Annotated in this window: 25 protein-coding genes; 8 read left to right on the top strand and 17 right to left on the bottom strand. The window is 71.4% G+C overall.

What is annotated here, in order from left to right; all coding sequences use genetic code 11:
* The first annotated feature begins 66 nt into the window (after window positions 1–66).
* Entirely contained in the window at window positions 67–939 is an 873-nt protein-coding gene (locus ABZT18_RS13340; RefSeq protein WP_354996815.1) for an HAD-IB family hydrolase, read from the top strand.
* 1 nt (window position 940) lies between these two features.
* Here ABZT18_RS13340 and ABZT18_RS13335 read toward each other — a convergent pair whose 3' ends face one another.
* The 12 genes from ABZT18_RS13335 to ABZT18_RS13280 all read right to left on the bottom strand — a co-directional run bounded on the left by ABZT18_RS13335 (window position 941) and on the right by ABZT18_RS13280 (window position 11719).
* On the bottom strand, window positions 941–1798 hold the full coding sequence (locus ABZT18_RS13335; RefSeq protein ID WP_354996823.1) for a lysophospholipid acyltransferase family protein: 858 nt from the start codon (window positions 1796–1798) through the stop codon (window positions 941–943).
* Window positions 1799–2096: 298 nt separating this feature from the next.
* Complete coding sequence (locus ABZT18_RS13330) at window positions 2097–3173, bottom strand: NAD-dependent epimerase/dehydratase family protein (protein WP_354996816.1); 1077 nt, start codon at window positions 3171–3173, stop codon at window positions 2097–2099.
* A 122-nt stretch (window positions 3174–3295) separates the two neighbouring features.
* Entirely contained in the window at window positions 3296–3397 is a 102-nt protein-coding gene (locus tag ABZT18_RS13325; protein ID WP_007465623.1) for an AURKAIP1/COX24 domain-containing protein, read from the bottom strand.
* Between the two features lie 214 nt (window positions 3398–3611).
* Window positions 3612–3821: a helix-turn-helix domain-containing protein gene (locus ABZT18_RS13320; protein WP_007465625.1), complete on the bottom strand. Its 210-nt coding sequence runs from the start codon at window positions 3819–3821 to the stop codon at window positions 3612–3614.
* A gap of 212 nt (window positions 3822–4033) precedes the next feature.
* Window positions 4034–5218 carry an ABC transporter permease gene (locus tag ABZT18_RS13315; protein ID WP_354996817.1) on the bottom strand — a complete coding sequence of 395 codons (1185 nt, stop codon included), beginning with the start codon at window positions 5216–5218 and terminating at the stop codon, window positions 4034–4036.
* A complete protein-coding gene (locus ABZT18_RS13310) occupies window positions 5215–6138 on the bottom strand; it encodes an ABC transporter ATP-binding protein (protein ID WP_355251412.1) in 924 nt (307 codons plus the stop codon). Before ABZT18_RS13310 ends, ABZT18_RS13315 begins: the two co-directional genes overlap by 4 nt.
* Window positions 6135–7535: an efflux RND transporter periplasmic adaptor subunit gene (locus ABZT18_RS13305; RefSeq protein WP_354994680.1), complete on the bottom strand. Its 1401-nt coding sequence runs from the start codon at window positions 7533–7535 to the stop codon at window positions 6135–6137. The genes ABZT18_RS13310 and ABZT18_RS13305 overlap by 4 nt, the downstream gene beginning before the upstream one ends.
* Before the next feature lie 99 nt (window positions 7536–7634).
* Window positions 7635–8924 (bottom strand): hypothetical protein, encoded by a 1290-nt coding sequence (locus ABZT18_RS13300; protein ID WP_354994396.1) that lies wholly within the window; start codon window positions 8922–8924, stop codon window positions 7635–7637.
* 49 nt (window positions 8925–8973) lie between these two features.
* The gene (locus ABZT18_RS13295; RefSeq protein ID WP_354994397.1) at window positions 8974–9309 is read right to left on the bottom strand and encodes a DUF2568 domain-containing protein; all 336 of its coding nucleotides are present in this window, start codon (window positions 9307–9309) and stop codon (window positions 8974–8976) included.
* Window positions 9306–9905 (bottom strand): WHG domain-containing protein, encoded by a 600-nt coding sequence (locus tag ABZT18_RS13290; RefSeq protein ID WP_354994398.1) that lies wholly within the window; start codon window positions 9903–9905, stop codon window positions 9306–9308. The genes ABZT18_RS13295 and ABZT18_RS13290 overlap by 4 nt, the downstream gene beginning before the upstream one ends.
* Complete coding sequence (locus ABZT18_RS13285; protein ID WP_354994399.1) at window positions 9898–10698, bottom strand: alpha/beta hydrolase; 801 nt, start codon at window positions 10696–10698, stop codon at window positions 9898–9900. The genes ABZT18_RS13290 and ABZT18_RS13285 overlap by 8 nt, the downstream gene beginning before the upstream one ends.
* A gap of 100 nt (window positions 10699–10798) precedes the next feature.
* Window positions 10799–11719, bottom strand: a complete 921-nt coding sequence (locus ABZT18_RS13280) for a proline dehydrogenase family protein (RefSeq protein ID WP_354994400.1) — start codon at window positions 11717–11719, stop codon at window positions 10799–10801.
* A 107-nt stretch (window positions 11720–11826) separates the two neighbouring features.
* Here ABZT18_RS13280 and ABZT18_RS13275 point away from each other — a divergent pair, with 107 nt between their 5' ends.
* From ABZT18_RS13275 to ABZT18_RS13265, 3 genes are read left to right on the top strand one after another with little or no spacing between them, the layout of a single operon-like run.
* Window positions 11827–12099, top strand: a complete 273-nt coding sequence (locus ABZT18_RS13275) for a hypothetical protein (RefSeq protein ID WP_354994401.1) — start codon at window positions 11827–11829, stop codon at window positions 12097–12099.
* A 1-nt stretch (window position 12100) separates the two neighbouring features.
* On the top strand, window positions 12101–13267 hold the full coding sequence (locus ABZT18_RS13270; RefSeq protein ID WP_354994402.1) for a glutathionylspermidine synthase family protein: 1167 nt from the start codon (window positions 12101–12103) through the stop codon (window positions 13265–13267).
* A gap of 19 nt (window positions 13268–13286) precedes the next feature.
* Window positions 13287–13874: a CGNR zinc finger domain-containing protein gene (locus tag ABZT18_RS13265; RefSeq protein WP_354994403.1), complete on the top strand. Its 588-nt coding sequence runs from the start codon at window positions 13287–13289 to the stop codon at window positions 13872–13874.
* A gap of 34 nt (window positions 13875–13908) precedes the next feature.
* Here ABZT18_RS13265 and ABZT18_RS13260 read toward each other — a convergent pair whose 3' ends face one another.
* Entirely contained in the window at window positions 13909–14715 is an 807-nt protein-coding gene (locus ABZT18_RS13260; RefSeq protein WP_354994404.1) for a sugar phosphate isomerase/epimerase, read from the bottom strand.
* A 75-nt stretch (window positions 14716–14790) separates the two neighbouring features.
* Window positions 14791–15735, bottom strand: a complete 945-nt coding sequence (locus tag ABZT18_RS13255) for a Ppx/GppA phosphatase family protein (RefSeq protein ID WP_354994405.1) — start codon at window positions 15733–15735, stop codon at window positions 14791–14793.
* Window positions 15736–15815: 80 nt separating this feature from the next.
* On the opposite strand from ABZT18_RS13255, the gene ABZT18_RS13250 reads away from it, so the two are divergent.
* On the top strand, window positions 15816–16613 hold the full coding sequence (locus ABZT18_RS13250; protein WP_354994681.1) for a hypothetical protein: 798 nt from the start codon (window positions 15816–15818) through the stop codon (window positions 16611–16613).
* A 115-nt stretch (window positions 16614–16728) separates the two neighbouring features.
* The gene (locus ABZT18_RS13245; RefSeq protein ID WP_354994682.1) at window positions 16729–16977 is read left to right on the top strand and encodes a Fic family protein; all 249 of its coding nucleotides are present in this window, start codon (window positions 16729–16731) and stop codon (window positions 16975–16977) included.
* Between the two features lie 107 nt (window positions 16978–17084).
* Here ABZT18_RS13245 and ABZT18_RS13240 read toward each other — a convergent pair whose 3' ends face one another.
* Together ABZT18_RS13240 and ABZT18_RS13235 are read right to left on the bottom strand one after the other, a co-directional pair.
* Entirely contained in the window at window positions 17085–17768 is a 684-nt protein-coding gene (locus ABZT18_RS13240) for a response regulator transcription factor (protein WP_354994406.1), read from the bottom strand.
* 24 nt (window positions 17769–17792) lie between these two features.
* Window positions 17793–19076 (bottom strand): ATP-binding protein, encoded by a 1284-nt coding sequence (locus ABZT18_RS13235; protein WP_354994407.1) that lies wholly within the window; start codon window positions 19074–19076, stop codon window positions 17793–17795.
* A 204-nt stretch (window positions 19077–19280) separates the two neighbouring features.
* On the opposite strand from ABZT18_RS13235, the gene phoU reads away from it, so the two are divergent.
* Window positions 19281–19934, top strand: coding sequence for a phosphate signaling complex protein PhoU (gene phoU / locus ABZT18_RS13230; protein ID WP_354994408.1), 654 nt, complete (start codon window positions 19281–19283; stop codon window positions 19932–19934).
* 60 nt (window positions 19935–19994) lie between these two features.
* Here phoU and ABZT18_RS13225 read toward each other — a convergent pair whose 3' ends face one another.
* Window positions 19995–20762, bottom strand: a complete 768-nt coding sequence (locus tag ABZT18_RS13225) for a phosphoglyceromutase (protein WP_354994409.1) — start codon at window positions 20760–20762, stop codon at window positions 19995–19997.
* A gap of 153 nt (window positions 20763–20915) precedes the next feature.
* Between ABZT18_RS13225 and ABZT18_RS13220 the strand changes: the two genes are divergently transcribed.
* The gene (locus tag ABZT18_RS13220; protein ID WP_354994410.1) at window positions 20916–22196 is read left to right on the top strand and encodes an MFS transporter; all 1281 of its coding nucleotides are present in this window, start codon (window positions 20916–20918) and stop codon (window positions 22194–22196) included.
* Window positions 22197–22283 lie beyond the last annotated feature (87 nt).

Below are 22283 nucleotides of genomic sequence, written 5' to 3'. Positions count from 1 at the left end.
GGTCGACCGCGTCCGGCGGCTACCCTCGCTGAAGGCATTCGTCGTACCGGTGAGGAAGGGGGTCGCGTGGCGCGTAGCAGCCATAAGGTGACGGTCAGCACCGACGCCGAGGGGCACACCGCGGGCTGGGCCGAGACCGACCTGGCCCCGGTTACCGCACCCGACCCGACCGCCGCGGCGTTCTTCGACGTGGACAACACGATGATGCAGGGCGCCTCGATCTACTGGTTCGCCCGTGGGCTCGCCTCCCGGAACTACTTCACGACAGCCGACCTGGCCCGATTCGCCTGGCAACAGCTCCGGTTCCGCTTGCTGGCCCGGGAGCACGCCGGTGACATGTCCCTGGCCAAGGAGGCCGCGCTGGCCTTCGTCGAGGGCTGGCGGGTCAACGACGTGGAGCGCCTCGCGGAGGAGATCTTCGACGAGATGATGGCTCCCCGGATCTGGGCCGGCACCCACCAGCTCGCCCAACGTCACCTGGACGCCGGCCAGCGGGTCTGGCTGGTCAGCGCCGCCCCGGTGGAGATCGGCCGGGTGATCGCCGCCCGGCTCGGCCTCACCGGTGCCATCGGCACGGTCGCCGAGGTGGTGGACGGGGCGTACACCGGGCGGTTGGTGGGCGACCTGATGCACGGGCCGGCGAAGGCCGAGGCGGTCACCCAGCTCGCCGCGGTGGAAGGGCTCGACCTGACCCGCTGCGCTGCCTACAGCGACTCGGCCAACGACCTGCCGCTGCTCTCCATCGTGGGCAGGGCGGTGGCCGTCAACCCGGACGGCACCCTGCTGCGACAGGCCCGCCAGCACGGCTGGGAGGTGCGGGACTTCCGCACCGGCCGTCGGGCGGTCAGGATCGCCGTACCGTCGACGGCGGCAGCCGGGCTGGTCGCCGGCGCGGTCACCGCCGGCCTGGCGTTGCAGCGCCGCCGCCGCGCCGGCTGACTCAGGGGCCGAACGGGTCCGGCCGCCGCTCCAGCAGCCTGTGCAGGGTCTGCTGGACGGTCTCCCGCACCTGGTCGGCCAGGTTGAAGACCACCAGCGGGTCGTCCGCTGAGTCGGTCAGATGGGCGGTGGGGATCGGTGGGCAGAACTCGATCAGCCACTTGCTGGGCAGCGGCACCATGCCCAGCGGCCCGAGCCACGGGAAGGTCGGCGTGACCGGGAAGTATGGCAGCTTGAGCAGCCGCGCCAGGGGCTTGATGTCGGCGAGCATCGGGTAGATCTCCTCGCCGCCGACGATGGCGACCGGCACGATCGGGGTGCCGGTGCGCAGCGCCGCCGAGACGAATCCGCCCCGCCCGAACCGTTGCAGCTTGTACCGGTCGGCGTAGAGCTTGCCGATGCCCTTGAAGCCCTCGGGGAACACACCGACCAGGTCGCCACCGCCGAGCAGCCGCTCGGCGTCCGGGTTGCAGGCCACCGTGCCGCCGGTCTTGCGGGCGATCTCGGAGACCACCGGCATCCGGAAGACCAGGTCGGCGCCGAGCAGCCGCAGGTAGCGGTGGGCGGGGTGCTTGTCGTGCAGCGCCGCCGAGAGGATCAACGCGTCCAGCGCCACCGTCCCCGAGTGGTTGCCGACCACCAGGGCGGGCCCATCGACGGGCAGGTGCTCCACCCCACTGACCTCGGTGCGGAACCAGTCCCGGTAGAGCAGCCGCAGCAGGGGATGGAAGACCGCGTCGGTCAACTCCGAGTCGAAGCCGAACTCGTCGACCTCGTAGTCGCCGGACAGCCGCCGGCGCAGGAACGCCAGGCCGTTCGCGACCTTACGGTCCCAATGGTCGCCCGGTTGGTCCGGCACCGCCGGCTCGGTGCCACCCGACTCCCCGCCGGTGACTGGGTCGCCCACGTGTGCGCTGACAGGCTCGTCGGTGGCCGCGGTGTCGACCTCGTCGGCCGGGGTCGGGGTCGGGGTCGGCGTGACCTGAGCCGCCGGTCGGTGTCCGTTGCGCCGCGCCGGCTCCGCGTCCGGGGCGGGAGACTGCTGCGGTACGTCGAAACGGCCGACCCCCTGCGGGTCGAGCCCCTCCCCCTGCGCGCTCACGGCGACACCTCTGTTCGCGACTGCGGGGCTCGCAAACCCGGCTCACTCCTCGCGCTCACGGCGACACCTCCCGCACTGCGGAGCGGACCTGCCTAATGCCGTCCAGGACGAGTTGCTCGGCGGCGGCCAACTGATCCCGGGTGACGACCACCCCACCGTGGTGGGCGCGGATGAAGTCCTCGAACGCTGCGGCGGTGGAGCGGGGCGTGAAGCCGAACTCCTGCTCAAGGCGGGTGGTGTCGACCACCCGGCCGTGCACGAAGAGGTCGACCTGGTCCAGGCCGTAGCCGCCGAAGCCCATGCTCCGGGCCAGCGCGGCGGCACCGGAGAGACCCGGCTCCAGCACCGGCACGGCCACCCGGCCGGCCCGCCGGATCGCCTGGGACAGTGACAGCACCCCCGGGCCGGCGACGTTGTAGGTGCCGGGGTGGTCCTCCACGATCGACCGGTGCAGCACCTCCAACGCGTCGTCGAAGTGCAGGAACTGCAGACGGGGATCACGGCCGAAGACGGTTGGCACGAACGGCTGCGCGAAATAGCGGGTCAACGTGGTGTCGGCGGTCGAGCCGATGAACGGGGCGAAGCGCAGCACCGTCGCGGTGACGTCGGATCGGCGGCGCCGGAAGCCACGGACGTACCCCTCGATGTCGAGGATGTCGCGGCCGAAACCGCCGCGTGGCACCTCGCGGGGTTCGGTCTCCTCGGTGAAGACCGCCGGATCCCGGAACGACACCCCGTAGGCGGCGGTCGACGAGCGGACCACAAGCTTGCGCAGCCGGGGCGCCCGTTGGCAGGCGGCGAGCATCTGCATGGTGCCGATGACGTTCTGGTCCTTCATGGCCGACCGGCCACCGTGCTGCTGGTCGGGGGCGCTGACCAGAGCGAGGTGCACCACCGCGTCGACGTCCAGGTCGGCGAGGAGGCCACCGAGCGAACCGGTGTCGACGCGGATCCGTTCGACCCGGTCCAGCAGGTCGGTGAACTCGGCGCCGGAGTCCGGCGCGTCCACCCCGATGACCCGTTCGATCCGCGGGTCGGCGGCCAGCCGGGCCGCCACGTGGGCGCCCAGATAGCGGCCCACCCCGGTGACGACGACGACCCCCGGAGCACCTGAGGTGCCACCGGGGGTCATCTGACGCACCTACCCCGGCAGGGAGGATCGAGCCGGGACGACCACGGCCTGATCACCTGAGCCTCCGGAGGTCGACAGTTTGGCAAGTGATGCCGAACGCCGGGCCATGAGCCCGGCGGCGATCACTTGCCGAGACGGCGACGCTGGACGCGGGTCTTGCGCAGCAGCTTGCGGTGCTTCTTCTTAGCCATGCGCTTACGGCGCTTCTTGACCACCGAGCCCATACGACAGCCTTTCGATACAACGTGCGGGGCGGACCGGATGACACCACGCAGGTGGCGACGGCGACCGCTTGCGGACAACGGACCGGACCAGTCTGGGCGGCGGGGCGCACCGGTGGGGTCTCGGTCGGGCTCCAGGGTAGCCGGAGAGCGTCAGCCGGACCAACGCGCCCCCGTCGGTACCGGTTAGGGGGCACCCGGGGGGCGGTGCGGTGGCTCAGGCAGTCTCCTGAAAAGCACCGCGGAGATATTCGTGCACCGCATGCTCAGGCACCCGGAATGACCGGCCGACCCGGACGGCGGTGAGCTCACCGCTGTGCACGAGGCGATAGACCGTCATCTTCGACACCCGCATGACCGTCGCCACCTCCGCGACGGTCAGGAACTTGACCTCCGACAGCCGCCCGTCGGACTGCGACCCGGCCATGGCTCACCGACCCATCCCATGCCCGGCGCGTGCCAACCCGACGGATGCTCCGGGCCGGGCCGGCGACGCGCGTGTTACCAGTACGGTAGCGGGGCGGCTGTGACCGGCGCGATCCCTTCGTACAACTGATCATGTTTCGATCGCTGGTTCACCCGGTCCGCGCTCCCGATATTCGCCCGCGTGCTCCCGCCGTCCGGTTGCTCCGACGCTGCTCACTCGGCGCGCAGCGCGACCACCGGGTCGAGCCGGCCGGCGCGCTGCGCGGGGACGACCCCGAAGACGATTCCCACCACCGCCGATACGCCGAAGGCGAGCGCCAACGACCACCAGGTGATCGCGGCCGGGATCGGCGACAGCGCGTCCACCAGCAGGGCGGTTCCCACGCCCAGCGCCATCCCGGTCAGCCCACCGATCGTGGTGAGCAGCACCGCCTCCAGCAGGAACTGCACCCCGATGTCGCGGGGGCGCGCGCCGACTGCCTTGCGCAGCCCGATCTCCCGGGTCCGCTCTCGGACACTGACCAGCATGATGTTGGAGACACCGACCCCACCGACGAGCAACGAGATACCGGCGATGGCAGCCAGCACGCCGGTCAAGACGCCGAGGATGTCTCCGAGTACGCCAAGGATCTGCTGCTGGGTGACCGCGCTGAACTCGGTGTCGGGATGGCGGCGGTTCAGCTCGGCGACGATTCGCTGGCCGAGCTCGTCGATCCGCTCCCGGTCCGGTGCCTTCACCGCGATGCCGTCCACCCGCTGGGTGCCCCAGAGCCGCTGGGCGGCGGTCACCGGTATGTGTACCTCGTCGTCCCGGTCGACGCCGAGGCTCTGCCCGAGTGGCGTGAAGACGCCGATCACCCGGAACCGCACGCCGGCCAGCGCCACCTGCTGGCCGAGCGGGTCCCGGTCGGGGAAGAGCGCGCGGGCCACCGAGTCGCCGAGCACCGCGACCCGCCGGCTGGTGTCCACGTCGGTGGCGGTGAGGTAGCGGCCCCGGGCCAGCGACCGCGTGAACACCGCCGGGGTGGTCTCCAGCACTCCCTGCACGGTGGTGAAGTCGGAGCGGGCGCCGGCCCGGGCGGTCGCGCCGGAGGCGACGGTGACCGCCACCCGGTCGGGATCGCCGACGACCCGGGAGACGGCGTCCACGTCCTTGAGGGTCAGCGGCGAGACAACCGGCGCGTTGCCCACCTCGATCCGGCCGGGGACGACCAGCAGCAGGTTGGAGCCGAGGCCCTCGACCTGTTGCTCGACCTTCTGTTTGGTGCCGGTGCCGATGGCCACCAGCAGGACCACCGAGGCCACCCCGATGATCACCCCGAGCATGGTCAGCGCACTGCGCAACCGGTTGGCCCGTAGGGCGTCCAGCGCCACCCGCCACGCCTCGGCGACCCTCACGCCGCACCTCCGGGCCGCTCGGCCTCGGGCGTACCCGGGTCGGGCTCGGGTACGGGTTTGCCCTGGTCGGCCTCTCGCGGAAGGCGTCCGGTGGCTCCGGCGGCGCCGCCGGAGCCACCGGACGGGTGCCCCGGGCCGCTTCCGGACGCGGACCGGGGCTCCGCGCTGGGAGCGGGGACCAGTGTCGCAGGTCGACCGTGATCAACGGACAGCGGTCGATCATGAGGCTCGTCGCTGTCCGCCACGACCACACCGTCGCGCATCGTGATCCGACGCTGGGCCCGGGCCGCCACCTCCTGGTCGTGGGTGACCATCACCAGCGCCACCCCCGACTCCGCGTTCAACTGCTCCAACAGCTCCAGCACCGCCGTGCCGGTGACGCTGTCCAGGTTGCCGGTGGGTTCGTCGGCCAGCAGCACCGTCGGCTCGGTGACCAGCGCGCGGGCAATGGCGACCCGCTGCTGCTCACCGCCGGACATCTGGTTGGGTCGGTGGTCCAGCCGATGCCCGAGGCCGACCCGGCCCAGCATCGCCGCCGCCCGCTCCCGACGCTGTCGGGCCGACACGCCCCGGTAGACCAGCGGCAGGGCCACGTTCTCCACCGCCGAGGTACGCGGCAGCAGGTGGAACGCCTGGAAGACGAAGCCGATCGTCTCGTTGCGCAGGGTGGCCATCTCCGGCGGGGCAAGGGTGCTGACGTCCCGCCCGCCGATCACCAACCGGCCACCGGTGGGACGGTCCAGCCCACCGAGGAGGTGCATGAGGGTGGACTTGCCCGAGCCGGACGGGCCGACCAGGGCAACGTAGTCCCCCGGTTGCACGACCAGCGACACCCCACGCAACGCCTCGACGGACACCCCGTCCAGTTGGTACGTCCTGGACACGTCCACCGCCTCGATCGCTGGTGGGGTGCCGGTCACCGCACCTCCTGGCCGTCGCGCACCTGGTCGGTGCCGCGCACCACGATCCGGTCGCCGGGTTGGACACCGTTGAGGATCTGCACCAGATCCGACCCCTGGACGCCTACGGTGACGGCCGCCCGGCCGGCCTTGCCGTCACGGACCACCCAGACCGCGTCCCGCCCGTCGGCGGAGAACACCGCCGAGGCGGGGACGGTCACCGCGTCGGCGGCCTCGCGTACGCGCAGGTGCACGATCGCGTTCATGCCTGGCCGGGGGCTCGGGGCCGGCTCGTCCTCGGCCAGCTTCCCGACGCCCAGTGCGAGGCGTACCCGGTAGGTGACCCCGCCCTGGGCAGAGCTGGTGGGCAGCACGTCCACCGAGCGGACCGTGGCGTCGTAGCTGGCACCGGTGACGGCATCCAGCTCGACCGTGGCGGTCACGCCGGCCTTGACCAGCAGCACGTCGGTCTCGTCGACCTCGGCGAGCAGCCCCAACTGCCCGGTGTCCACCACGGTCAGCACCGGCGTGCCCGCGGTGACCTGGCCACCGACCGCGACCGCGTCGTCCACCCCGGCGGGCGGCCCGCCCTGGCTGGGGGCCAGCACGGACGGGTCGATGCCGGCCGCCTGGGCGCCACCGGCCTGCTCCAGCAGCCCGGCGAGGCCACCGGTCGAGCCGCCGCCGGCCCGGGTGCCACCCGGCTGCACCACCCCGGCGATCGGGGCGCGCAGGGTCAGCGCGTCGACGGTCGCCTTCGCCAGGTCGTACGCCTGCTGGGCCTGTAGCCGTTGCGCCGCGGAGAGCGCGCCGACGGCGGAGCTCAGCCCGTTGATCCCCCGCTGCACCGCGCGGACGGCCTGGTCTGCGCTGCGCGCGGCGGCGGCGTACTGCCGCTGCGCGGACGTCACCTGGGTCAGCAAAGCGTCCCGGAGCTGCGGGTCGGCGATCTTCTCGGCGGCCTTCCGGGCGGCATCGAATGCCTCGTCGGCGGCCTTGTCGGTGCCGCGCCGGCTGCTGGTCAGGCTGCCCGTTCCGATGCCTCGGCCGGCGCGCTTCGCGGCGGTCAGCGCCTCCTTCGCCTGACGGAGACGCTGCTGGGCGGAGGGTGAGTCGACCACGGCGAGCACCTGGCCGCGCTTCACGGCCTGTCCAGGGTGGACACGCAGGCTCGCCAGGGTGCCGTCGGCGGGAGCGGTCAGGGTGGCGGCAGCACGGGCGGTCACCGTCGCCGGCGCGTCGAGCACCTCACTGACGGGATTGCGGGCGGCTGAGGCGAGCGCGACAGACGGCTCGTCGTCACCGCACGAGGCGGCGGTGGTGGCGGTGAGGACGGCGACGGCGGTCAGGGCGACGAGCAGGCGGGGCCGCGTGGTGCTGGCGGGCCGCGGCGACTGGAGGCGGCGCACCCGCCCGATGCTACGAGCGGTGCGCCGCAACCACCATGGGACGAGAACAGTTACATCAACCACATTTGATGAATTTGACCCTGTCCATGATTTGGACAGGGTCAGCCCTCAGCCGACGGCGGCCCGGACGTACGCGACGCACTCGTCGTGCAGCGTCGACCACTGCTCGCCGAACGCCTTCTCCGCGGCCGCGTCGAGGGTCCTGCGATCGTGCACCACGGTCTTGAAGAAGGTGAGCAACCGCAGCGGCCCGTACCGGTCGACGAGGTGCCGGACGGCCAGGTAGCCGATGCCGTAGCTGCCGCCGACACGCTCGGCGGAGGCGTCATCGGCGGGGTTGATGCCCTCCAACTGGCCATCCCAGCCGCCCCGGACCAGTTTCCGCACCTCGGCGATCCCCTCGTACCGGTCGACCGTCTGGCCGCCGGCACCGGCGAACTCGGCCAGCCCTTCCACCAGCCACCAGGTGTCCTTGCCCGGGTAGCCGCGCTCCGGCAGGGAGGCCGCGTGGGTCAACTCGTGGCGGAGCAGGTCATCGGTGCCGCTGCTGGAGAGCCCTTCGGCGTTGAGCACCACCTCGTGGTGCCCGCCGCCCACGGTCACCGCGTAACCGCCGGTCCATTCTGGTCGCTCGCCGCCGTACCAGCGCTGCCACTCCGTGCGGCCGGCGTAGAAGATCCGGTAGCGGTCCGGCCGCGATCCGGCTACCGCGTACCCGTCGGCGACCTTGGCCGCCGCCTCGGCCTGAGCGAGCAGGCCGGGCAGTTTGCCGCGCAGCGCCGGGGTGGTGGCGACGATGGTCCGCTCGCCGATCGCGACGGCCAGGTCGCTGATCTCCCACGGTCGGGTGCCGGTCTCCACCGACTTGGATTCCTCCATGGCGACCAACCGGGGCTGATCGCCGTTCTCCCGCCAGCGGGTGCCGATCAGCACCGGGCTCGGCCGGCAGTTCGGTGTGACGAAGCAGTACTGGAAGCGCACCAGAAGACGCCACTCGCCGGGCTTGCCGATGATCGGCGCGGGCAGACCGCTCGGCTCGGCTCGCCAGCCGGTCACCTTGAGCTCGCGCAGCGCGGCGAAGCGTCGGCGCAGGTCGGCGTGCGCGGCTGGGTCGGCGATGGCGAGGAAACCGGCGCGATCGCCGCCGAGCAGCGCCGCGGACTGCCGGTGGAGCTGGGCGGTCATCCGGTCGGCCAGCCCTCGGGCGACCGCGGTGGCTGGGTCGTCAGCCGCTGCGGCACCGACCCGGCTGACCGTGGGCTGGGCACCGCTCTCCCGGATCACCCCCACGACGAGCAGCGCGGGCAGGCCGCAGCCCAGCAGCAGGACGACCACTACGAGCACCGTCCACAGCGGCCAGAGCCGCCGCACTGCTGGCTGCTGCACCCCGTCAGTCACCCGCCGAAGGGTACGACCTGTGGACCGATCGGGCGAGGCCGGCACGACCCTATTTCACCTGAGAGAGGCTGAGCAGGATGGTGACGACAGCCCAGACGACGACCAGGGCGAGGCCGAGCCACGGCTTCCCGAGCAGTGCGAGCATCCCGCCACCCAGCACGAACCAGCCGACCTGGAAGGTGTGCTTGGCCAGCGAAGGCAGCGGAACCTGGGCGTGCGGTGAGCCGAGAACGCCCCAGAGCCCGGCAAGGAGCAGCGGCACGCCGACGGCGGCGAGCAGTCGGCCGGCGGTGGGCGCGTCCAGGGACCAGCCCCACCGGGCGCCGACGCCCAGCACGACCAGCTCCAGCAGGAAGACCAGGAGCAGCCCGAGTGCCCGGATCACGGCTGGTCCGGTTGGTCGGTGGCGCGACGAGCGCGCGGCCAGGAGCGGAGCGAGCTGTCCATGCTGGCGACCAGCTGATGGTACGAGCGGTCGACCTCGCGGGGCAGGCCGAAGCCACCCGCGGCCTCCAGGGAGACGAAACCGTGCAGGGCGCTGCGCACCACCCGGGCGGCGTCCACCAGGTCGTCATCGGTGAGCCCGTACCCGCGCAGCACCGCGAAGATGGCACCGACCGCGCGCTCGCCCGCCTCGACGTGCTCCGGGTCGGTCGGGTCGGGCACCTGCTGGGTGGCCGGGTAGCGGCCGGGGTGCCGGTGGGCGTAGTCACGGTAGGCGTCGGCCATCGCCCGGAGCGCGTCGCCGCCGGCCCGGCCTGCGGCGGCGGTGGTCAGCTCGGTGGCCAGCTCGGCGGTGACCAGAGCGGAGAGCTTCTGGGCCAACGCGTCCGCTCCCCGCACGTGCTTGTAGAGGCTGGGCAGCGCGACGCCGAGCCGGCCGGCGAGCGCGGCCAGGGTGAGCTGCTGGTAGCCGACCTCGTCGGCCAGCCGGGCCGCCTCCCGCACGACGGTCTGCTGGTTGAGGCCGACCCTAGGCACCGGTGCACACCGCCAGGAAACCGAGCAGCTCGTCGGCGGTGCGCTGCGGCCGGTCGGCGTGGGGGTAGTGGCCGGACTCCTCGATCATCCGGGCCTCCGCGGTGCGGAAGAGGCGACGGGCGGCTCGCGCTTCGGCGCCCGGGTCGGGGAAGTCCGGGTCCTTGGCGCCCATCAGCACCAGCACCGGCTGCCGGACCTGCGGGGCGCGGGCGGTCCAGTGCGGCTCGACCGGCACCTGCACGCCGCGCAACGCGGCCATCCGGCCGGGCTCGCGCAGCTTTGCCACCATCGACCGGCGGTACGCCGCGTCGTCGGCGGGCCGGTGCACCGGGAAGAGCGTCTTGTGGAACATCCCGAACAGTCGAGGGCTGCGGAGCACGGCCGCCAGCCCCATCCGCATCAGCGGGTTGAGCTTCGCCGCACCGACGAACGCACCGATCTGCACGATGCCCGCGACCAGCTCGGGCGCGTCGGTCGCGGCGAAGACCACAGCCGCCGCGCTGGACGAGCTGCCGACCAGCACGGCCGGCCCGCCGTCGAGGTCGCGAACCACCGCCAGCAGGTCCGCGCCGACCTCCGCCGGGGCGTACGTGGGCCAGCCGACGCTGGACTCCCCGTGGCCCCGGACATCGACCGAGGCGACCCGGTGGCCGGCCGCGACCAGCAGTGGCACCAGGTGCCGATAGCTCGCCCGGTTCTCACCCATGCCGTGCGAGAGGACGACCAGCGGGCCCTCCCCGTGCACCTCGTACGCGATGTGTCCGCCGTCCCGCCGCACCTGGCTAGTTGTCATAGCCATAAAGCTAACCTCATTAGCCAACATCGTCAAGCGCGTACGCGAACGGGCCGGCGGGACCACAGAGGTCACCGCCGGCCCGTCGACCGGGTTCGGGTTACTTCTTGGAGATCAGGGCACGGCCGAAGAAGACCAGGTTGGCCGGGCGCTCGGCGAGCCGGCGCATCAGGTAGCCGTACCACTCGTCGCCGTAGGGGACGTAGGTGCGCACCGTGTAGCCCTCGCCCGCCAGGCGGGCCTGCTCCTCGGGCCGGATGCCGTAGAGCATCTGGAACTCGAATCGCTCCGGCCCCCGGTCGAACCAGCGGGCCCGGTCCTCACCGATGGCGATCATCCGAGGGTCATGGGTGGCCAGCATCGGGTAGCCGTCGCCGGACATCAGGATGTTCATGCAGCGGACGTAGGACTTGTCCACCTCACGGGCCGACTGGTACGCCACCGACTCCGGCTCCCTGTAGGCGCCCTTGCACAGCCGCACCCGCGACCCGGCCGAGGAGAGCTCCCGGCAGTCCGACTCGGTCCGGCGCAGGTACGCCTGGAGCACAGCCCCCGTCGACGGGAAGTCCTTGCGCAGCCTGCCCAGCACCTCCAGCGTCGAGTCGGTGGTGGTGTGGTCCTCCATGTCCAGGGTGACCGTGGTGCCCGCCGCGTCGGCCGCCGCGCAGATCGCCCGCGCGTTGTCGTACGCCAACTGCTCGTCGAACATCTGGCCGAGAGCGGAGAGTTTCACGCTCACCTCGGCGGCCGGGGTGAGCCCCGCACCGGCGAGCATCTTCAGCAACTTCAGGTATTCGTCGCGGGTCGCGGTGGCCTGCTCGGGGGTGACAGTGTCCTCACCCAGGTGGTCGAGGGTGACCGCCAGACCGTCGTCGACGAGTTCGCGGGTCGCGCGCAGCGCGTCGTCGGTGGCGGCGCCGGCGACGAACCGGCGGACGACGTCCCGGGTGAACGGGGCAGTCGCGACGAGCCGCTCGACCTGGGATGACCGGGAGGCGGCGAGGATGACGGAACGGAGCATGAGCCGAGCGTATCGCCCCTGCCAGGACCCCCGCCGAGGGGCGGCCGGCCCACCCTTGACTTGGGGGCGGGGCGGCGGCGGTGGCGTCGATCGGCTACAACGATGCCGTGGACCAACGCCCCCGCCGCCGGCTCCGGTCGGCCTCCGTGCAGCTCGGCGCGCTCACCGCTCTCGCGCTCGCCCTCTCCGGCTGCAACATGACCTCGGACGACGACGATGACGATGACTGCGCCCTCGGGCCGGTCGGCGGCGGTGAGACGGTCGCGCTGGCGATGCGGGTCCCCGACCCGGCCACCGGACGCGCCGCACCGGAGCCGACGACCGCTGCCCTGCCCGAGCGCGGCGGGTTCGGCACCCACCTCGCCGCCTGCGGCGGCTGAGGTGCGCCGCGAGACGGTCGCGCCGCGACCCGACTGGGACGCCACCATCCGGGCGCAGGGGCTGGTCTACGTCGACACCGAGCTGCCCGACGGCGGGATCATGTCGTACTGGGACGAGACCGCCGCGTACGCCTTCGAGCTGGACGAGGTGCTGCGGCTGGAGGAGGCCACCGAGGAGCTGCACCGGATGTCGGTGGCCGCCGCCGAGCACGTGGTGGCCCACCGGCGGTACGCCGAGTTCGGCATCCCGGCGTGGGCGGCCGACGCGGTTGCCCGGTCGCTGCGCGAGGCGCCACCCACCCTCTACGGGCGCTTCGACCTCGCCTACGACGGCACCTGGCCGCCGAAGATGTTGGAATACAACGCGGACACCCCGACCGCGCTGGTCGAGGCGAGCATCATCCAGTGGTACTGGCTGGAGCAGACCCGGCCGGAGCTGGACCAGTGGAACAGCCTGCACGAGCGGCTGGTTGGCGCCTGGGCCAAGATCGGGGCCGGGTTGCACGACCCTCGGGTGCACGTGCTCTGGTCGAACGAGGAGGAGTCGGGCGAGGACCACATGACCGCCGGCTACCTCGCCGAGACCGCCCGACAGGCCGGCCTGGACGTCGAGTTGCTCCCGATCCAGGAGATCGGCTGGGACGGCCGGCGCTTCGTCGACGCCGCCGACAGCCCGGTGACCACCTGCTTCAAGCTCTACCCGTGGGAGTGGATGCTGGCCGAGCCGTACGGGCCGGCGGCGCTCGCTCCGGGCACCCCGACCACCTGGATCGAGCCAGCCTGGAAGCTGCTGCTGTCCAACAAGGCGCTGCTGGCGGTCCTCTGGGAGTTGTACCCCGGCCACGAGTACCTGCTCCCGGCGTACCTCGACTCGCCGCGCGGCATGTCGGAGTACGTGGCCAAGCCGCTGCTCGGCCGGGAGGGCGGCTCCGTACGCATCGTGACCGCGGAGGAGGAGATCACCAACCCGGGGATCTACGGCGACGAGGGCTGGTGCTACCAGGAATTCCGGGCGCTGCCACAGTTCGCCGGCAATCGGATGGTGCTGGGCAGCTGGATCGTCGACGGCGAGTCGGCCGGGGTGGGAGTGCGGGAGAGCGCCAGCCTGATCACTGACGGCTACGCCCGATTCCTGCCGCACTACATCGACGCGCCGCGCACCCCGTGAGTCGTCTACCGTTGGGGGCGTGAACTTCGACGCGTACGCCCGGACCGGTGTTGACCTGGTCAACGCCCGCCTGGACGACCTCGACGACCTGCGGGCCCTCTTCCCCGACGACAACGCCTGGATGCGCGACGAGGTCGCGGACCGGGACGTGGCGATCTTCCGGCGGGCGCAGAAGCGGTTACGCGACGTCTTCGAGTACGGCACCTCGGGGCGCGACGCCCAGGCAGTCACCGAGCTGAACACGCTGCTTGAGGCGTTCCCGGTGCAGCCGCGCATCTCCGGGCACGACTCCAGCGACTGGCACATGCACGTGACCAGCCGGGGCGCCTCGGTCAGCGCGGAATACCTGGCCGGCGCGGTCTGGGGGCTGTCGGTCTGGCTCTGCGAGTACGGCAGCGCCCGGTTCGGGGTCTGCGCCGACGAGCGGTGCGGCAACGTCTACCTGGACACGTCGTCCAACTGCTGCCGGCGGTTCTGCTCGGAGCGTTGCGCCACCCGCTCGCACGTGGCGGCGCACCGGGCCCGCAAGCGGGCGGCGATCGGCGAGCAGGTGACGGTCGCCGCGCAACCGACCGCGGGCGCCGACTCGCTCACGCCGGTCAGCTGACGCCGCTGCCGTCCTGTCACGCGGGGCGGACGGGTCAGGCGTCGACCGGCGACGGCGCGGTCAGGTGCTGGTGGGCGAACTCCAGCGCGGCGCGCAGGTCCGCCTCGCGCACCGTGCGACTCTTCGCGCCCCGGGTGGCGACCTCAACCGCCACCGACCCGGTGAAACCGCGGCCGGCCAGCGAGGAGAGCAGCTCACCGCAGGGCTGGGTGCCGCGCCCGGGCACCAGGTGCTCGTCGCGGCCCTCGCCGGTGCCGTCACCGAGGTGCACGTGCGCCAGCCCGGCGCCCATCCGGTCGGCCATCTCCAGGGGGTCGCTGTGCGAGGCCGCGCAGTGCGACAGATCCAGCGTGTACGACGCGTAGCCAGTGTCGGTGGGATCCCAACCCGGGACGTACGGGACGAACTGCCGACCCGCCATCCTTACCGGGTACATATTCTCCACCGCGAAGCGCAACCCGGTGAACTGGTCCGCGACCGTGGCCAACCCCTCGGCGAAGTTGCGGGCGTAGTCGCGCTGCCAGGTGAACGGTGGATGCACCACGACGGTCGGCGCCTCCAGCGTCTCGGCCAACTCGGCGGCCTTACGCAGCCGCTCCCACGGGTCGGGGCTCCACACCCGCTGGGTGACCAGCAGGCAGGGCGCGTGCACCGAGAGCACCGGCACGTCGTAGTGCGTGGAGAGGCCGCGCAGCGCGCCCGCGTCCTGACTGACCACGTCGGTCCAGACCATCACCTCGACGCCGTCGTAGCCGAGTGCCGCAGCCAGTTGGAACGCCGCCGCGGTCGGCTCGGGAAAGACCGACGAGGTGGACAGGAGCACGGGAACGCGAGAAGTCACATCAATCAGCGTAGCCCGGCAGCGCCGGGGCCATCGTGACGAGCGCTGGCAAAACGGCCGAAACTGGCCCTCCGGTCAGATCGGCTCGAGTTGATCCAGCCGGCGGAGAATGACACCCTCGCGCAGCGCCCACGGGCAGATGTCCAGCGAGTCCAGATCCAGACGGCGCATCACCGCCTCGGCGACCACGGCGCCGGCCAGCAACTGGTGGGCCCGGCCCGCGCTGACCCCCTCCAGCTCCATCAGCTGGGCCGGTGGGATGTGCCGGATGAAGCCGATGACCTGCCGCAGGCCGGCCCGGGTCAGGCTGCGTCGCACCCAGAGCCCGGAACCGGACGGCGCCGCCCCGGCCAGGCGGGCCAGGGTGCGGAACGTCTTCGAGGTGGCCACCGCCCGATCCCAGCCCACCTCGGTCATCTGGTCGACGACCTTGTCCAGCCGGCCGTCCACGTACTCCCGGAGCTTTTCGACGGCCTCGGCCGACGGCGGGGCGGCGGTGGCCGGATCGACCCGCAGCCGCTCCCGAGCCAGCCGGCCGGCGCCGAGCGGCAACGAGACCGCGACGTCCGGGTCCTCGTCGATGCCGGCGGCGATCTCCAACGAGCCCCCGCCGATGTCCAGCACCAGCAACCGCCCCGCCGACCAGCCGAACCAACGCCGCACCGCCAGGAACGTCATCCGTGCCTCGTCGGCCCCCGAGAGCACCGCCAGGCGTACGCCGGTCTCGTCGCGCACCCGGGCGAGCACCTCGGCCGCGTTGGTGGCGTCGCGCACCGCGGAGGTGGCGAACGCGATCAGGTCGGCGGCTTCCAGCCCGGTGGACGCCGCCTTGGCCATGCCCACGGCCTTGACCAGGCCGTCCGCGCCCGCCTCGGTCAGCGCGCCGTCGGGGCCGATCTGCTCGGCCAGCCGGAGCACCACCTTCTCGGAGTGCGCCGGCCACGGGTGCGCGCCGTGGTGCGCGTCAACCACAAGAAGGTGCACCGTGTTGGATCCGACGTCGAGGACACCCAGTCGCATGGTGAAGACCCTAGGTGCAACACGTTTGCGCGGCTCGCCGGCCCGCAGACGTCACCGCGCGTACGCTGGGCCGGGTGACGATGGAGCTCCGTGTGCTGGTGGACGACCCGGGCGACCCGCGTAGCCGCGAGGTGCCACTGGACTTCCCCCGGGAGTGGATCGAGTTCACCGACCCGGCTGACGACACGCACCTGATCCGGGCCGACCTGACCTGGCTGCTCTCCCGCTGGACCTGCATCTTCGGCAAGGGCTGCCACGGCATCATCGCCGGCCGGGCCGCCGACGGTTGCTGCTCGCACGGGGCTTTCTTCACCGACTCGGACGACGAGAAGCGGGTCCGCAACGCCGTCAAGCGGCTCACCCCGTCGACCTGGCAGCACTTCCAGCGCGGGTTCAAGAACTGGACCGACCAGGACACCATCGACGGCAAGAACCCGGCCCGCCGCACCGCCACCCAGGGCACCGAGGGCCCGTGCGTGTTCCTCAACGACGCCGACTTCGTCGGCGGGGGTGGCTGCGCTCTGCACGCCCAGGCGCTGCGCGACGGGGTGCACCCGTTGGAATACAAGCCGGACGTCTGCTGGCAGCTGCCGATCCGCCGAGATCAGGACTGGGTCAAGCGGCCGGACAACAGCAAGGTGCTGGTCTCCACTCTGTCGGAGTTCGACCGGCGGGGTTGGGGAGCCGGCGGGCACGACCTGGACTGGTGGTGCACCTCCTCGACAGACGCGCATGTCGGTGCCGAGCCGATGTACCTGTCGTACTCCCCGGAGCTGACCGCGCTGATCGGCGCTGCCGCGTACGAGCGACTGGCCGAGTTGTGCGCGGCCCGAACGAAGCAGGGCCTGGTCGCCCCGCACCCCGCCGACGAGATCTGACTCGGGTCACCGCCATCGAGGACTACCTCGCACGGCGGAACGCCTCGGAGTTCGGCGACCTCCCTGACAAGATCATCGAACGGCACGCCACGCTGCTGGCTCGCCTGGCCGAGTGATGGCGGAGGTCTACGACCCCACGCTCGCCGACGTGGCCGGCATCGCCCGTAACCATCCGTTTGTGGACGGCAACGAGCGGATCGGTTGGATCGTGGCCATCACCTTCCTGCTGCAGAACCGCGTCGCCACCATCGCTCAGCTCGACGAGGCCGACCAGGACGTCGCGTACGACCTGGTCATCAGCGTGGCGGAGAGTCGACTGACGGAAGTCGCCGAGATCGCCGCTGCGTTGCGCAAGCTGTTCTGACCGCCTGGCGCGTGCCGGTCAGCGGAAGTCGCCACTGGCGCTGAGCTGGTGGTCAATGCCACCGAGGGAGGCCCGCAACGAACGCAGGCCCCCTTCGGGCGAGCCGATCACGGCTCGAACTTGTAGCCCAGGCCCCGGACGGTGACGATGAAGCGCGGCGCGGACGGCTCCGGCTCGATCTTGGAGCGCAGCCGCTTGACGTGCACATCCAGTGTCTTGGTGTCACCGACGTAGTCGGCACCCCAGACCCGGTCGATGAGCTGACCGCGGGTGAGCACCCGACCCGCGTTGCGCAGCAGCAGCTCCAGCAACTCGAATTCCTTCAACGGCAGCTGTACGGCCCCGCCGTCAACGGTCACCACGTGCCGCTCGATGTCCATCCGTACGGGCCCGGCGGACAGCGTCGGGGCGCCCGCGTCGGCCACCTCCGGGCTCTGCCGGCGCAGCACCGCCCGGATCCGGGCGACCAGCTCCCGCGGCGAGTACGGCTTGGTGACGTAGTCGTCGGCGCCGATCTCCAGCCCGACCACCTTGTCGATCTCGCTGTCCCGGGCGGTGACCATGATGATCGGCACGGCCGACCGCTGCCGAAGCTGCCGGCAGACCTCGGTCCCCGACATCTCGGGCAACATCAGGTCGAGCAGCACGATGTCAGCGCCGGTTCGGTCGAACTCGGTGAGGGCGTCGGTGCCGGTCGCAGCGACCGAAACCTCAAAGCCCTCCTTACGGAGCATGTACGACAAGGCGTCGGAGAACGACTCCTCGTCCTCGACCACCAGAACGCGGCTCAACGGGGATTTCCTTTCCATCTGCTGTCAGACCTGCCGTAGCCCAGCCGGACCGGACTCGATCCCAACCGGCGGCAGTGTCGCCAGCAGGTCGTCCGGTGGACTGGCGGGCAGCCGGAGGGTGAACGTCGATCCGCCACCAAGAGTGCTCGACACCTCCACCCGTCCGCCATGGTTGCTCGCAATGTGTTTCACGATTGCCAGGCCGAGCCCCGTGCCGCCGGTGGCACGCGAGCGGGCCTGGTCTGCCCGATAGAACCGTTCGAAGATCCGGCCCACGTCGGTGGGGGCGATGCCGATGCCCTGGTCGGCGACGGCGATCTCGACGTACTCGTCGTCACCGCTGAGGGTGACCCGCACCGTGGTGTCCTCACCCGTGTAGTTGATGGCGTTCTCCACCAGGTTCGCCACCGCCGTGGCGAGCTGGGAGTCGCTGCCGTACGCGGTGAGGCCACGCTCACCGTCCACGGTCACCTCGACCCCTCGGGCGGAGGCCGTGGTGCGGGTCCGGTCGACCACCTCGGCGATCACCCAGTCCAGCGCGACCGGCTCCGCTGGCGGCTGCGGTTCGGCGCCCTGCAACCGGGTCAACTCGAGCAACTCCTGCACCAGCCGGCCCAGCCGGGTCGACTCGTGCTGAATCCGTTCGGCGAACCGGCGGGCGGCCACCAGGTCCTCGGAGAGGTCTGGCGCCGCGGCGTCAGCCGGTTCGGTCGCGTCCAGCAACGCCTCGGCGAGCAGTTGAAGCGCCCCGATCGGGGTCTTCAGCTCGTGGCTCACGTTGGCGACGAAGTCGCGTCGCACACGGGTCAGCCGGTGCGACTCGGTCACGTCGACCGCCTCGACCGCGATGAAGCCGTTGCCGAGGCCCATCGCCCGCAGGTGCACGCCGAGCGGGTTCTCCCCCGCGCTGTCGCGACCTCGGGGCAGATCCAGCTCGATCTCACGCCGCACCCCGGTGCGTCGCACCTGGCCGGCAAGGGTTCGGATCAGCGGGTGTGCGGCGATCGAGCCGGGGGTGCTGCCGGTACGCAGAAGCCCCATCGCGCGGGCGGCCGGGTTGATCAGCACAGGCACGTCGTCGTCATCCAGTACCACGACACCGGCCCGGAGCGAGTCGATCGTCCGGCGGCCGAGCCCGGCCTGCTGCTCGTCGGCTATCGCGGGCCTCCCCCTGCTCCAGCGGGAGCTCGCGCTCCCCGTCGACGTGGAGCGACCGTCCCGCGCCGGCAGGAACCGGGGCAGCAGGAAACCGGCGGCCAACCCGGCCACCAACGCCACGGCCACCACGACCGCCACTGCCCACTCCACCCGGCGATCGTAGGGTCATTGTTAACCTGGCTACCACACAGACCGGGACGAAACACCCTCACTTTCGCGAATGTTCACCCCTACGTCCGGCGTCGTTCACCGTGGTTCATCCGGGGTCCGTCCGGGCCCCCTACCGTTGGCGTCGCACCTGCTCAACCCCCTGCGCCGGCACCCGTTGGCGGCGACCGACCACAGGACGTGATGATGCGCGACGAGTTCCGGGCCGACCTCCAGATCGTCAGCCAACTGCTGGTGGACATGGCGGAGGGCGTCCGCGCCGCCATGCGCCAGGCCACCCGGGCCCTGCTCACCGCCGACCGGCAGGCCGCCGAGACGGTCATCGAGCGGGACGCCGAGATCGACGACCTCTACCGGCACGTCGAGGAGCGGGTCTGTGACCTGCTCGCCCGACAGGCGCCGGTCGCCTCCGACCTCCGGGCGATGATCACCGCGCTGCACGTGGCCGCGGATCTGGAGCGGATGGGCGACCTCGCCGAGCACGTGGCGAAGACCGCGCTGCGCCGGCACCCCTCCCCCGCCGTCCCGGCCGAGCTGCGGACGGTCTTCACCGAGATGTCCGAGATCGCCGACCGAATGGCCGTGAAGATCGGTTCGGTGCTGGCGAAACCCGACGCCGACCTCGCCGGCGAGTTGGACCACGACGACGACGCCATGGACGAGCTGCACAAGAACCTGTTCGCGGTGCTGCTCGGCGACGACTGGCCGTACGGGGTGGAGACCGCGATCGACGCCACCCTGCTGGGTCGCTTCTACGAGCGCTTCGCCGACCACGCGGTCAACGCCGGCGAGCACGTGATCTACCTGATCACCGGGGAGAACACCCCCACCGCCAACTGACGGGCAAGGAAGGGCCCCTTGTTATCGCTTTTTGCACAACAAGGGGCCCTTCCCAACGTCTCAGCGGCCCTGGTTGGCCACCGCCGCTGCGGCTGCCTTCGCCGCCGTCGGGTCGAGGTAGGTGCCGCCCAGGCTGAGCGGTCGCAGCTGCGGGTCGAGGTCGTAGCGCAGCGGGATGCCCGTCGGGATGTTCAACTTGGCGATCGCCTCGTCGGAGATCTGGTCGAGGTGCTTGACCAGGGCGCGCAGCGAGTTGCCGTGCGCGGCCACCAGCACCGTCCGGCCGGCCAGGATGTCCGGCACGATCGAGTCGTACCAGTAGGGCAGCATCCGGTCGACGACGTCCTTGAGGCATTCGGTACGCGGCATCAGCTCGGTCGGCAGCAGCGCGTAGCGAGGGTCACCCACCTGCGACCACTCGTCGTCGTCGGCGATCGGCGGCGGTGGCGTGTCGTACGACCGGCGCCAGAGCATGAACTGCTCCTCGCCGTACTCGTCAAGGGTCTGCTTCTTGTTCTTGCCCTGCAGGGCGCCGTAGTGGCGCTCGTTGAGCCGCCACGACCGGCGCACCGCGATCCAGTGCCGGTCGGCGGCGTTGAGCGCCAGCTCGGCGGTGCGGATCGCACGGCGCATCACGCTGGTGTGCACGACGTCCGGCAGCAGGCTGTGCTCGCGCATCAGCTCGCCGCCGCGCCGCGCCTCACCCTCGCCCTTCTCGGTCAGGTCGACGTCCACCCAGCCGGTGAAGAGGTTCTTGGCATTCCAGTCGCTCTCACCGTGCCGCAGCAGGACCAGCGTCCCGATGGTGGGCCCTTCGCTCGCAGTCATGCGGATCATCCTGCCTCAACCGCCCGGGGGACACGCGGGCAGCCGTCGTGACGACCACCACGTGAAAAAGCGGGTGACCAGTGGATCTGCCCGCCACTAGGGTTGTAAGGCACAACAGTCACATCGGTCATTACTTGCAAGCGGGGGAACCACGTGCGGACGATGCGGAGCTGGTTCCGGGACACCACCGGCGGCCTGCCGACCACCTTCTGGTACCTGTGGTCCGGCACCCTGATCAACCGGCTCGGCTCGTTCGTCCTCGTCTTCCTCGCCATCTACCTGACCCAGGAACGCGGCTTCTCGGCCTCCCAGGCCGGCCTGGTGATCGGCCTGTGGGGCGTGGGCGGCGCGTTCGGCACCACCGCCGGCGGCACCCTCGCAGACCGGTGGGGCCGCCGACCGACGCTGCTCACCGCGCACGTGGGTGCGGCCGCCATGATGCTCGCGCTCGGGCTGGCCCGGGACATCTGGGCGGTGGCGCTGGGTGCCCTGCTGCTCGGCATGTTCGCCGAGGCGGCCCGGCCCGCGTTCGGGGCGATGATGATCGACGTGGTGCCGGCGAAGGACCGGCTGCGCGCCTTCTCGCTCAACTACTGGGCGATCAACCTCGGCTTCGCCTGCGCGGCTGTCCTCGCCGGCCTCGCCGCGCAGGCCGACTACCTGCTGCTGTTCGTGGTCGATGCCGCCACCATGCTGATCACCGCGCTGATCATCTTCGTGAAGGTGCCGGAGACCCGGCAGACCGGTCCTGTCACCGCTGCCGCGGCGAAGGCCCCGGGCGGTGCCCTGCGCACCATCCTCAACGACCGGGTCTACCTCGGCTTCGTGGCACTGAACCTGTTCTCCGCGCTGGTCTTCCTCCAGCACATCTCGATGCTGCCGATCGCGATGGGTGACGATGGTCTGAGCCCGGCCACCTACGGATCGGTGATCGCGCTCAACGGCGTCCTCATCGTGGTCGGCCAACTCTTCGTGCCGCGACTGATCCGGGGCCGGAGCCGCTCCCACGTGCTCGCGCTGGCCTCCGTGGTGATGGGCGTCGGGTTCGGGTTGACCGCGTTCGCCGGCACCGCCTGGTTCTACGGGCTGACCGTGCTGATCTGGACGGTCGGCGAGATGCTGAACTCGCCGTCCAACTCCACGCTGATCGCCGAGCTTTCCCCGGCCGAGCTGCGAGGCCGCTACCAGGGCGTGTTCTCCCTCTCGTGGCAGATGGCCGGGGCCAGCGCGCCAATCCTCGGCGGCCTGGTGCGCGAGCACGCCGGCAACGACACGCTCTGGTACGGCTGCGCCGTGCTCGGTGTCCTGACCGCCGTGGCCCACCTGGTGTCGGGACCGGCCAGAGAGCGGCGTGCCACCGCGCTGCGCCGCTCCGGCGAAGCACTGGCACCGGTCAGCACCACTCGGGGGCCACAGCCCGTCGAAGCAGTCTGACGCCCAAGATCAGGACGCCGGCTGGCGCGACCCGGCCCGAGTTTTCTACCGTGCACGGGAAATGGTTAGGAAACTGAACTGTCGGGA

The organism is Micromonospora sp. NPDC005291 (assembly GCF_040607415.1).
In the GTDB taxonomy this organism is placed as follows: Bacteria; Actinomycetota; Actinomycetes; order Mycobacteriales; family Micromonosporaceae; genus Micromonospora.
The sequence above is the reverse complement of the archived record's forward strand: the minus strand, read 5'-3'. Positions and strand labels throughout refer to the sequence as shown.

Excerpts from the sequence above, each read along its gene's own strand:
- ABZT18_RS13330 (WP_354996816.1), bottom strand. The coding sequence starts at position 3,173 with ATGACCCCCGGTGGCACCTCAGGTGCTCCGGGGGTCGTCGTCGTCACC.
- ABZT18_RS13325 (WP_007465623.1), bottom strand. The coding sequence starts at position 3,397 with ATGGGCTCGGTGGTCAAGAAGCGCCGTAAGCGCATGGCTAAGAAGAAG.
- ABZT18_RS13320 (WP_007465625.1), bottom strand. The coding sequence starts at position 3,821 with ATGGCCGGGTCGCAGTCCGACGGGCGGCTGTCGGAGGTCAAGTTCCTG.
- ABZT18_RS13285 (WP_354994399.1), bottom strand. The coding sequence starts at position 10,698 with ATGACAACTAGCCAGGTGCGGCGGGACGGCGGACACATCGCGTACGAG.
- ABZT18_RS13280 (WP_354994400.1), bottom strand. The coding sequence starts at position 11,719 with ATGCTCCGTTCCGTCATCCTCGCCGCCTCCCGGTCATCCCAGGTCGAG.
- ABZT18_RS13255 (WP_354994405.1), bottom strand. The coding sequence starts at position 15,735 with ATGCGACTGGGTGTCCTCGACGTCGGATCCAACACGGTGCACCTTCTT.
- ABZT18_RS13250 (WP_354994681.1), top strand. The coding sequence starts at position 15,816 with ATGGAGCTCCGTGTGCTGGTGGACGACCCGGGCGACCCGCGTAGCCGC.
- ABZT18_RS13245 (WP_354994682.1), top strand. The coding sequence starts at position 16,729 with ATGGCGGAGGTCTACGACCCCACGCTCGCCGACGTGGCCGGCATCGCC.
- phoU (WP_354994408.1), top strand. The coding sequence starts at position 19,281 with ATGCGCGACGAGTTCCGGGCCGACCTCCAGATCGTCAGCCAACTGCTG.
- ABZT18_RS13225 (WP_354994409.1), bottom strand. The coding sequence starts at position 20,762 with ATGACTGCGAGCGAAGGGCCCACCATCGGGACGCTGGTCCTGCTGCGG.